Origin of the sequence: Corallococcus sp. CA054B (genome assembly GCF_003611625.1) — a bacterium.
Taxonomy (GTDB): Bacteria; Myxococcota; Myxococcia; order Myxococcales; family Myxococcaceae; genus Corallococcus; species Corallococcus coralloides.
In genome coordinates this window covers 1-9,715 of record NZ_RAVY01000277.1, presented here as the reverse complement: position 1 = coordinate 9,715, position 9,715 = coordinate 1, and the positions used below count along the sequence as shown (strand labels likewise).

At 68.8% G+C, this 9,715-nt stretch carries 9 protein-coding genes and 1 pseudogene; 8 read left to right on the top strand and 2 right to left on the bottom strand.

The features are described 5' to 3' along the window. The 5 genes and pseudogenes from D7V80_RS38095 to D7V80_RS44060 all read left to right on the top strand — a co-directional run. The coding region (locus D7V80_RS38095; RefSeq protein ID WP_158616770.1) for a DnaJ domain-containing protein at window positions 1-408 on the top strand (408 nt) is incomplete at its 5' end. 24 nt (window positions 409-432) lie between these two features. Next, on the top strand, window positions 433-1,137 hold the full coding sequence (locus D7V80_RS38090; RefSeq protein ID WP_120592732.1) for a Smr/MutS family protein: 705 nt from the start codon (window positions 433-435) through the stop codon (window positions 1,135-1,137). 36 nt (window positions 1,138-1,173) lie between these two features. Continuing rightward, window positions 1,174-2,166 carry an adenosine deaminase gene (add, locus tag D7V80_RS38085; RefSeq protein WP_120592731.1) on the top strand — a complete coding sequence of 331 codons (993 nt, stop codon included), beginning with the start codon at window positions 1,174-1,176 and terminating at the stop codon, window positions 2,164-2,166. A gap of 3 nt (window positions 2,167-2,169) precedes the next feature. After that, window positions 2,170-3,243, top strand: a complete 1,074-nt coding sequence (locus D7V80_RS38080) for a quinone-dependent dihydroorotate dehydrogenase (RefSeq protein ID WP_120592730.1) — start codon at window positions 2,170-2,172, stop codon at window positions 3,241-3,243. A gap of 119 nt (window positions 3,244-3,362) precedes the next feature. Then, window positions 3,363-4,108: pseudogene (locus D7V80_RS44060) on the top strand (IS5 family transposase). A 150-nt stretch (window positions 4,109-4,258) separates the two neighbouring features. Here the strand turns inward: D7V80_RS44060 and D7V80_RS38065 are convergent. Continuing rightward, window positions 4,259-4,960, bottom strand: a complete 702-nt coding sequence (locus D7V80_RS38065; RefSeq protein WP_120592729.1) for a double-CXXCG motif protein — start codon at window positions 4,958-4,960, stop codon at window positions 4,259-4,261. Then, the gene (locus tag D7V80_RS38060) at window positions 4,960-5,646 is read right to left on the bottom strand and encodes a TIGR02269 family lipoprotein (RefSeq protein ID WP_233586038.1); all 687 of its coding nucleotides are present in this window, start codon (window positions 5,644-5,646) and stop codon (window positions 4,960-4,962) included. Before D7V80_RS38060 ends, D7V80_RS38065 begins: the two co-directional genes overlap by 1 nt. A gap of 248 nt (window positions 5,647-5,894) precedes the next feature. Here D7V80_RS38060 and D7V80_RS38055 point away from each other — a divergent pair, with 248 nt between their 5' ends. The 3 genes from D7V80_RS38055 to D7V80_RS38045 form a co-directional block, all read left to right on the top strand. Further along, window positions 5,895-7,502, top strand: coding sequence for a hypothetical protein (locus tag D7V80_RS38055; protein ID WP_120592727.1), 1,608 nt, complete (start codon window positions 5,895-5,897; stop codon window positions 7,500-7,502). Window positions 7,503-8,154: 652 nt separating this feature from the next. After that, entirely contained in the window at window positions 8,155-8,733 is a 579-nt protein-coding gene (locus D7V80_RS38050; protein WP_120592726.1) for a hypothetical protein, read from the top strand. Between the two features lie 41 nt (window positions 8,734-8,774). Further along, window positions 8,775-9,715: serine/threonine-protein kinase (locus D7V80_RS38045; protein ID WP_147447354.1), on the top strand; the 941-nt coding region annotated here is incomplete at its 3' end.

The following is a 9,715-nucleotide window of genomic DNA, read 5'->3' as shown; positions in this document are numbered from 1 at the left end:
TCCCTGGACGCCCCCGCCGCCCTCGCCTCCTGCCTGGACTCCCTGCCTTCGGGCGAACGGCTTCGCCTGCTGGACGCGCTCTATGAGATGGCGCTCGCGGACGGCCCCCTCCAGCGCTCCGAACGCGAAGCCCTGAAGCGCATGGCCGAAGGCCTGGACGTCCCCGACGCCAAGGTCCAGGCCCTGGCCGAACAGCACCTGGGCGACGCCACCGCCCACTACCAGACGCTGGGCCTCCCCCCGGACGCCACCGACGCCGAGGTGAAGAGCGCCTACCGCAAGCTCGCCGCCCGCTTCCACCCGGACAAGGCCAGCCACCTCGCGCCCAAGGCCGCCGAGCAGGCCGCCCGCCGGTTCCAGGCCGTCCGCGACGCCTACGAGGAAATCCGCAGGCTGCGCGGCCTGTAGCCCGGGTTAGAAGACAGGAATCCCATGAGCCAGCGTCCCCCCAAGAAGAAGGAAGCGGAGTTCCAGAACAACCCGTTCAAGTCCGCCATCAAGACGCTTCAGGATCAGCAGAAGCAGGAGAAGGAGGCCGCCGTCGCCGCGGAGGCCGCGAAGAAGAAGGCCGTCGTGCACAAGGCTACGAAGGCCCCCAAGGCGCGTCCGGAAGACGACGACGTGGGCCTCTTCTTCTCCGCCATGGACGGCGTGCAGCAGATCACGAACCGCGGGGAAGCCCCCAAGACGAACCCGCGTCTGCCGGAGATCATCGACGAGAACGCGGAGGCGCTCGCGCAGCTCTCCGACCTGGTCGCCGTGGACGGGCCGCTGTCCTTCACCGGCACGGACGAGTCCTTCGAGGGCGCCTCCCCCGGCACCGACCCCAACCTGCTGCGTTCCCTGCGCCGGGGCGACTTCTCCGTGCAGGACCGGCTGGACCTTCACGGCAAGACGCAGCGCGAGGCCCAGGCCGCCGTGGAGCGCTTCCTGTCCGACAGCCGCCGCGCCAAGCGCCGCTGCGTGCTCATCGTCCACGGGCGCGGTTTGAATTCCAAGGATCAGATCCCGGTGCTCAAGGACGCGGTGAGGGACCTCCTGTCGCAGAAGCGACTGGAGCGGATGGTGCTGGCGTTCTCCACTGCCCGTCCGCAGGACGGCGGGGCCGGCGCCGTCTACGTGCTGCTGCGCCGATAGCTTTACGCGTGGCCGTGGCTGTGCATACATGCCGCCATGGTTCGCGACCTCATTGACCTCCACATCCACGTGGGTGGCGCGGTGGCTCCGCACATCCTGTGGTCCATCGCCCACCAGCAGGGCTTCAAGCTCCCCGTCAAAAACTACTTCGACTTCGTCGAGCTGATCACCTCCCGTCCGGGCAAGGTGGGCAGCCTCGACGACTACCTGAAGATCCTCCACACCTGGACGGAGAAGATCCAATCGTCTCCCAGCGCCATCGAGCGCTCGGTCTACGAGGTGATTGGCAAGGAGTACCGGGGCAGCCGCGTCACCCAGATCGAGCTGCGCTTCAACCCGATGAAGCGCAACCTCTCCAGCGAGCTGGACCTGGACCACATCATCCACGCGGCGCTGCGGGGCATGGACCGCGCGACGCTGGAGTACGGCGTGAAGGTGGGCCTCATCTTCTGCCTGGCCCGCGAGTTCGACCACAAGCTCAACAGCATCATCGTGGAGAAGGCCATCAAGTACCGCTCGCGCGGCGTGTACGGCATCGACCTGGCCGGCACGGAGCGCGACGCGATGGAGCACAAGTCCTCTCTCTCTGAGTACGAGGACCTCTACGCCCGGGCGCGCAAGGCGGGCCTCAAGTGCACCGTGCACACCGGCGAGACGGCCGGCACGGGCGCCAACGGCCTGATGGCGGCGGTGGAGAAGCTCAAGCCCCACCGCATCGGCCACGGCATCCGCGCCGCCTACGACGAGTCCGCGATGAAGATCCTGCGCGAGAACAACATCACGCTGGAGCTGTGCCCGACCTCCAACATCCACACCAAGGCGGTGGCGGACCTGCAGGAGCTCAAGCACATCATGCAGACGTTCTGGGACCGCAAGGTGAAGTTCACCATCAACACGGACGGCCCCTACCTGTTGGAGACGGACATGCGGCGGGAGATTGAGATCGTCGAGTCCAACGGCCTGCTCAGCACCGAGCAGGTGGACCAGGCACTCGCGTGGGCGCGCGAGGCGTCCTTCATCCCGGCCTGACGCATGTACGGCCTGACTCGCGCATTGCTCTTCAGCCTGCCCCCGGAGCCCGCGCACCGGCTGGGCATGTCGGGGCTCGCGGCCCTGGGGAAGTGGAACGCCCGCTGCCGCGCGATGCGCGAGCACACGCTGAGCCGCGCGCCCATGGACCTGTCCGTGGAGCTGGCGGGGCTGAAGTTCGCCCACCCGGTGGCGCTCGCCGCCGGGCTGGACAAGGACGCGGAGGCCGTGGACGGGCTGTTCGCCTGCGGCTTCTCCGCCGTGGAGATTGGCACCGTCACGCCGAAGCCCCAGCCCGGCAACCCGAAGCCGCGCCTGTTCCGCCTGCCGGAGCACCGCGCGGTCATCAACCGCATGGGCTTCAACAACCACGGCACGGCCACCGCGGCGGAGCGCCTCAAGGCCCGCGAGTGGAAGCCCGGCCCGCTGGGCGTGAACATCGGCAAGAACAAGGACACGCCTCTGGAGCGCGCGGTGGACGACTACGTGGCGTGCGTGGACGCGCTCGCGCCGCTGGGGGACTACGTCGTCGTCAACGCGTCGTCGCCCAACACGCCGGGCCTGCGCAAGCTGCAGGAGCCGGAGGCGCTGTCCGCGCTGCTGCTCGCCGTGCGCGAGCGCATGGACCAGGTGGCCCCGGGCACGCCGCTGTTCCTGAAGATCGCCCCGGACCTCACGCCGGAGGCCGTGGATGAGGTGGTGGACGTGGCGCTGGCGCGCGGGCTGTCCGGGCTCATCGCGACCAACACCACCCTCACCCGCCCCTTCGAGCACAAGCACTCGAAGGAGGCCGGCGGCCTGTCCGGCGCCCCGGTGCGCGAGCTGTCCAACGCCGTCATCCGCCGCGCCTACCAGCGCAGCCAGGGCGCCCTGCCCCTCATCGGCGTGGGCGGCGTGTTCACCGCGCAGGACGTCTACGAGAAGCTGCGCGCGGGCGCGACCGTGGTGCAGGTCTACACGGGATTCATCTACGAGGGCCCGGGCATGGTGGACCGCATCCTCCCGGAGCTGGGCGCCCTGCTGGCCCGGGACGGCTTCGCCTCCGTACGAGACGTGATTGGCGTGGACGCCCGCTAGGGGCTGTCCCTGATCTCCGGCCCGAAAATCAACCTGGTGGATCAAACACGGGCGTTGGACCCGGCCTTGAGGGGCACCAGGAGGTTGCCAGCCAGCGTCAGGCATGATCAACGCTGGCTGTGCGCCGACATGAACTGAGCGATGCCGAGTGGAGCCGCATCAAGCCCTTGCTGGGCTCGCGTAGCGGCCCACCCTCGAAGCGAGGGGACCGCGACTTCATCAACGCCGTCATCTGGCGCGTGAAGACTGGGGTGCAATGGCGGGACCTTCCGGAGCGATTCGGCCACTGGAAGACCGTCTACAACCGCTTCCACCGCTGGGCGCAAGTCGGGCGCTGGGAAGCCATCTTCAAGGCCCTGCGACTTCCGGTGGATGAGCTCGGCTCGCTGGCAGACGCTTCCGTCGTCCGGGCGCATCAGGACGCCTCGGGCGGAAAAGGGGGGTCCGAAGAAATGCTCTGGGGCGTTCTCGAGGAGGTTTTTCAACGAAAGTTCACGCCGTCACAACGGCGGGCGGTAAGCCGCTCCACCTCGAAATAACGCCCGGCCAGCAACATGAGTCCACGATGGCCGAGGAGTTGTTGGTGCACGCCGAGGGCAAGGCCTTCATCGCGGACACCGGTTACGACGCAGAGCGCATTCGCGCCAACGCCCTGAAGGTGGGAATGACGCCTGTCATTCATCCCCATCCCAGCAGGAAGCAACCGCCTGCGCTGGACCGCACCCTCTATCGGTTGCGCTACCGGGTGGAGTGCTTCTTCCACGACCTCAAGCGCTTTCGGGCTGCGGCCACCCGCTACGACAAGACGGCGAAGAGCTACCTCGCCGTCCTGCACGTTGCTTCCATGCTTCTTTGGCTGCGGTAATCAGGGACAGCCCCTAGTCCTCGTTCCGGATGAGTTCCTCCGGTGGGTAACAGAAAGTTCGGCGGGCCTTGGCCAGGGTGAGCGTCACCCGCTTCGGTGGGGACTCTCAAGTCACCAAGGACTCTCCGCGCTATTCCAGACACGGCCACGTCAGCGTTGCGGCACCTCGCGCAGTTCAATGTCGCTCGGACCCAGCTTGTCTAGCGGCGCGGCGAAGCGCTCGGACACCACCAGCACCCCCGTTCCCCGTATGCGGAAGACGTCGGCCGATGGCAGGGAGGCTGCATCCAGCGCCCAGTCGTTGGCCAGGTCGAAGCCCCCCTGGTGGCCGCAGACGTCGCAGGACGGGCTGCTCGGCATCACCGAATCGTGGTGAGCGTGGCCGACAGGCCGTGCCTCCACTTCGTACAGCTGTCCCGCGCTCCCCTGGAGCTCTGCCGGCACCACGTGCAGGCCCTGCAGCTGCGGGCCGTGCAATGCTGCACGCGCATCCTCACGCACGAGCAGCTGCCAGCCAGGCCAGGCCGTCAACGGTCCGAAGTCTCCGGAGGCTGTGCCCCGAAGCGGGCCGAACTCGCCCCCTGGCGCCAGCTCCTGGTCTGCCGCCAACAACGGTGCGACCGCTGCTGCCATGCGCCTGTACTCGGCGATGCTCCTGGGCCAGAGCGCCCCCTCGAGTTCCTCCGCAAGCGCTCCCGTCCCGCTCAAGTCCACCGTCGGGTAAGCACCCGTGTCCGCCCACGTGCCGCAATGCGGACAGTCCACCCCTGGCAACATCCAGCGGTGCTCCGCCTCGTAGCGCCCGGTCCAGCGCCATGGGCCCTGTGACGCGCGCACCTCGTAGTACCGCATCAGTCCTCCCTCACGGGTTGAGGGCTCAGGTCAACGATTTGCCAGTACGTCATGGTCAGGCCGAAGAGCCCGTGCTTCTGAATCATGGCCGACGCCTGCTCGAAGTACTCCACCTTCCGGGCGCGGTTCTGCTTCAGGCGAAGCCATTCCGCCCACTCGCTATTCCACGGCCCGCCTGCTTCGCCGCGGTGAATCTTGTGATGAAGCTCAGCGTCTATGGCAATCACGTACTGGTGGACGTCGATGCCTTTGCGAGCGAAGCGCCCCTCGAAGGCCTGGGGGAAGATGTGGTGCCGTTCCTTTGGTCGGCGGGCCCACTCGTCCATCGCCTGCTGCCGGCGCAACTCACTGGGCAGCGGCTCTCGCCTGTACCAGCGGAAGACCATGACGGGCTGCGAATCGCCCGGAAGTCCCTGGGCGCTTCCCCAGTTACGTTGCGCCCCACTGCCAGGCGCGACGAGCAGTGGCGCCACCATGGCGCCGCGCGTTCGCACCACGCGCCCCGGCTCCAGGTCGTCGCAGCGGTACAGCGCGCAGCTCTCGTCGGCACACACCGCCGCGGTACAGACGTCGTGCGTGTCATCGCTGCACGCGCCGGTCGTTCCCGCCTCCCGCCACACCTCCTCGGGCGTTAGCCGGTGCACTCCAGCTGGCGCGCAGCTGACAACGAGCAGCAGCCCAAGCATCCAACGCATATGCCCCCGGACGTGAAAGCCGCAGTCTTCCGCACAGCTCACCGTCGCGAGCGTGTCCGCGCGGGCAGCGCTCCATCCGGTCGCCGACAGCGACCGGCCTTCCCGTTGCCCCAGGGCACACCCGCCGCTCCCGCGTAGCCTCCGTTGTCTTTCAAGCAGCCGCATTGTCCCGCAGGGCGGGGTCGTCGTGTGTCCGCCCCGAAGCACCTTCCTCGCATCTGGGGGCTGGGGAGGCGGACATGCGGATGAGGTCGTGGTGGTGGGTCGTGGCGGCGGGAAGCGTGCTGGGGTGCGGTGCCGGACCGGAGGCGGTGGACCCGGGGCCCTTGCGCGATGGGACGGAAGTCCAGGCGCGGATGGAAGCGGCGTGGGGCACTCGGGAGGTGAAGCAGGTGCTTCCCTCGGGCCGGACTCCGGGGACGCGGCTGGACAAGGAGCCCCGTCCCGAGCTGCTGACGGACGTCGCGGGCACGCTCTACTTCGTGGTGCAGGAGGAGGATCAGCGCATCGCCCTGTGGAAGAGCGACGGGACGGATGCGGGCACCGTCGTGGTGAAGGCCTTCCCTCCGACGAATGCCATCCTGGGCGGCCTACGGATCGGCCAGATGACCCCGCTGGGCTCGCGGCTGTTCTTCCACCTCTTCGAGCCGGCACTGGGCTGGGAGCTCTGGGTGAGCGACGGGACGACGGAGGGCACCCGGCCTGTCGTGGACCTGAACCCGGGCCCGGAGGGTTCGAACCAGTTCAACATCACGGAGCTCAACGGCGCGCTCTCGTTCTTCCGGCATGCGCCCTACGACCAGGGCGGCACGACGCAGCTGTGGCGCTCGGATGGCACCGCGGCGGGCACGGTCCAGTTGCTGGATTTTGGCCGCCTCACCGGCGGCCCGGGTGTGGTGCTCCCCGCTTCCGGCATCCGCGTGTTCTTCACCGATGACTTCGAGGAGACCGTGCGCTTGTGGCGCACGGACGGCACGGCCGCCGGGACGGTCCAGTTGAAAAACTTCGGCATTCCGGGGCGGTACCAGGGCACGATCCCGTGGACCCTGCGTCTGGGCGAGTCGATGTTGTTCACCCTCCAGGACACGGTGGGCGGCACGGGCCTGTGGCGGACGGACGGCACCCCCGAGGGCACCCGGCTGCTGAAGCGGCTGGATGCGTCCGCGGACGTGGCCCTGTTCCCGCCCCAGGTCGTGGACGGCACCGTGGTGTTCCCCCTCACCGATGAGGGCCCCAGCCTGGAGGTCTGGAAGACGGACGGCACGGAGGCCGGCACGCTGCGGCTGGATGCGTTCGGCCGGGACGGCCAGTTGCTGGGCGTCGCCGGAGGCTTCGCCACGGTGCTCACACGCACCGAGGACGGCCACTCGAAGCTCTGGCGGCTGCCGATGGCCGGTGGGCCCAAGGAGGGCGTCACCATCCTCTCCAATCCCTACGCGGACGACACGAAGGCCGTGCCTGGCCTCCGCAACGCGGTGACGGTGGGCGGTCGCATCTACTTCGCCCGGACGCTGGGAGCGACCGTCCAGACGCCTCGCGACGTGGACCTGTGGGTGACGGATGGCACCGCGGCGGGCACGCGGCGGCTGGCCTCCGGCCTCACCCGGCCGGATGTGTTCCATTCGCCGCTCATGGCCCTGGACTCCGGCCGGCTGCTGTTCTCCGCGAAGGGCAATGTCTGGATCACGGACGGGACAGTCCAGGGCACGCACGCGGTGGACTCCCTGACCGCGAACAAGACTCCGGCGGAAGCGGCTGCCTTTACACGAGTGGGCGAACACATCTTCTTCCGCGCCCTGCCTGGCGCTCCGGGCTTCTCGCTGTGGGCCGTCCCGCTGAGCCAATAGCCTGACGCGTCATGCCCCGCAGGGCCTGTTCCGTGTCTTCCCAGCGACACAGGAAACCCGGGACAGGCCCCGGGCGATGATGATGGGACGTCTTCCGCCCTCCGAGGTTCTCCGTGAAGATCTCCCGTCCGCCGTCATCTCCGCCCGCTTCGCCGACCTCTCAGCCGCGCCCCTCCGTACCGCAGCCGGTCCCGCCGAAGCCTCCCGCGACGCAGTCCCCTTCCGACATCTTCGACGGGCCGGTGGCCAGTACGAACGCGGGCGAAAGCAAACAGGGTGCTTCAGGCAGCAGCATCCGCGTCGGCTCGAGCGGCTCCAGCCGCGGACAAGGCATCGAGGACAAGGACAAGTTCAAGGACACGGAAGGCCCCTCGGGGATCCGCGGGCGCCACGAGGGCGCCGGCACGAGTGCCTCGGGCAGCAGCATCCGCGCGGGCGGTCGAAGCAACTCGGGTGGCACGCAGAGCGATCCCCCGGGCCCGAGGCGGGCTGGGCGCGACTGACCTCTGGCAGGACCGGGATGGCTGTCTGCCTTTGAACGCTGACGCGCCGCATCCCAGACGCCTCTTGGGCTTTCCTGGACTCCAAGGAAACTCCGAACGCGCCAGGTCCGATGATGGTTTCAGGAACTCCGTCCTGAGGTGCCAGTCACATGAAGATCTCCCGCCCGCTGTCGACCCTCCCGCAGATCGAACAGCAGCCCCTCACGCCTCCGGTCAAGTGCGCGTCCGGACAGAGCATCCTCGCGGGTGGCCGGGGGGGTTCCCGCGGTGCACAGGGCTACAAGGATCTTCCGGACGGTTTCCAGGGTGGCGCCCTGCCGGCCCAGCTCGACGGCTCCATTCAGGACCGCCTCCATCGCGGCCCGGTGGGTGACGGCGGCGAGGCGCGGCCCTGTGCCTCCGGCTCCAGCGCGAGGGGCATGGGGGGCGGACACTCGGGTTCCGTCTCGTGCAGCTTCGTGCCCCCGGACAGCGGGGCAGCGGGCGCGCCCGAGTCGAAGCCGTCTACCCCCCTGGAGAAGTTCGCCGAGAAGATCCGCGACCTGTTCGCGAAGCTGCTGGACGGGGACATCCCGGAGGCCTCCCGCCGTGGCCGGGTGGCGACGGGCGACAGCTCCCGGTCCTCGGGCTCCAAGCACTCTGGCAGTGGCCAGGGCCGCATCGGGGCCGAAGAGGAGCCCCAGCCGGCCGACTTCTCGTCCCGGTCCAGCCGCGAACCCAGGGCGTGATCCTGCGCTCCGGGCGCGAGTGACGGTAGGCTTGCGCCGGAATGAACGACGTCCAGCGATTCGGGCCGTACCGCGTCCTGCGGGACATTGGCGAAGGCGGCATGGGGCGCGTCTCGCTCGCGGAACGTGAGGGCTGGGAAGAGCCGGTCGTCCTCAAGCGCATCCACTCCGAGCACGCCGCCGACATCCGCTTCCGCCGCCGCCTGCTGAGGGAGGCGGAGGTCGCCGCCGGACTGCACCACCTCAACGTGGTGCGCGTGCTGGAGACGGGCGTCATCGACGACCAGGTCTACCTGTCCATGGAGTACGTCGCGGGCTCCAGCCTCGCGCACATCCACGCGGCCAGCCGGCCGGAGCTGCTACCGCCAGGCCCCATCCTGGATGCCATCGCGCAGGCCTGTGACGGGCTCGCGTACGTGCACCGCTTCGTCAATCCGGAGTCGGGCAAGTGGATGGAGCTCATCCACCGCGACGTGTCCCTGGACAACCTGCTGCTGTCCTACACCGGCACGGTGAAGATCGCGGACTTCGGCATCGTGAAGACGTCGGAAGGCACGCAGACGACTTCCGGCGTGGTGATGGGGAAATTGGCGTACATGTCCCCGGAGCAGATCCGCGACGAGGTCCTGGACGAGCGCGCGGACCTGTACTCGCTGGGCGTCTGTCTTTACGAGCTGCTCGCCGGACGCCGGCCGTTTCCCATCCAGCGCGGCCGCTCGGTGATGGAGTCGGTGCTGTATGACGCTCCGCCGCCGCTCACGCCGCAGCGTCCGGGGATTTCCGCGTCGCTGGTGTCGCTGGTGGAGGCCCTGCTCGCCAAGGACCGCAAGGGCAGGCCCACGGAGGCCACCGCCGTGGCGAAGGAGCTCCGCGAGGAGCTGGCCCGGCTGGGGGAGTCGCCCCTCTTCCCGTCCCGGCTGATGGAGCCGCCCACCGGCGTCCCGGAGAAGCCCCGGAGGCTCCGCCCGGCCCTGCCCCAGCC

Bases quoted from the DNA above. Each gene is read 5' to 3' on its own strand.
- D7V80_RS38090 (WP_120592732.1), top strand. From the start codon at position 433: ATGAGCCAGCGTCCCCCCAAGAAGAAGGAAGCGGAGTTCCAGAACAAC.
- add (WP_120592731.1), top strand. From the start codon at position 1,174: ATGGTTCGCGACCTCATTGACCTCCACATCCACGTGGGTGGCGCGGTG.
- D7V80_RS38080 (WP_120592730.1), top strand. From the start codon at position 2,170: ATGTACGGCCTGACTCGCGCATTGCTCTTCAGCCTGCCCCCGGAGCCC.
- D7V80_RS38065 (WP_120592729.1), bottom strand. From the start codon at position 4,960: ATGCGGTACTACGAGGTGCGCGCGTCACAGGGCCCATGGCGCTGGACC.
- D7V80_RS38060 (WP_233586038.1), bottom strand. From the start codon at position 5,646: ATGCTTGGGCTGCTGCTCGTTGTCAGCTGCGCGCCAGCTGGAGTGCAC.
- D7V80_RS38055 (WP_120592727.1), top strand. From the start codon at position 5,895: ATGCGGATGAGGTCGTGGTGGTGGGTCGTGGCGGCGGGAAGCGTGCTG.
- D7V80_RS38050 (WP_120592726.1), top strand. From the start codon at position 8,155: ATGAAGATCTCCCGCCCGCTGTCGACCCTCCCGCAGATCGAACAGCAG.